Below are 368 nucleotides of genomic sequence, written 5' to 3'. Positions count from 1 at the left end.
TCTACGCCTTCGTCGGCTGCCTGCTGGGCACGCTGATCGGCGTGCTCCCCGGCATCGGCCCGGTCGCGACCATCGCGATGCTGCTGCCCGCCACCTACGCGCTGCCCCCGGTGGCCGCGCTGATCATGCTGGCCGGCATCTACTACGGCTCGCAGTACGGCGGCTCCACCACCGCCATTCTGGTCAACCTGCCGGGTGAATCATCTTCCGTGGTGACAGTCATCGACGGCCACCAGATGGCCAAGCAGGGACGAGGAGGTGCCGCGCTCGCGGCGGCCGGCCTGGGTTCCTTCTTCGCCGGTTGCGTGGGCACGCTGATCCTGGCCGCCTTCGCGCCGCCGCTGACCGAACTGGCCTTCAAGTTCGGC

Annotated in this window: 1 protein-coding gene; it reads left to right on the top strand. The window is 69.3% G+C overall.

Annotated features, from left to right (window positions below; genetic code table 11):
- Positions 1–368, top strand: a 368-nt coding sequence (locus B0W80_RS34220; protein WP_179107115.1) for a tripartite tricarboxylate transporter permease, incomplete at both ends; no start/stop codon positions are given.

It is taken from the genome of Variovorax sp. KK3, assembly GCF_001984055.1.
GTDB lineage: Bacteria > Pseudomonadota > Gammaproteobacteria > Burkholderiales > Burkholderiaceae_C > Variovorax.
Note: the sequence above shows the minus strand (reverse complement) of the source record. Positions and strands in the feature narration are given on the sequence as shown.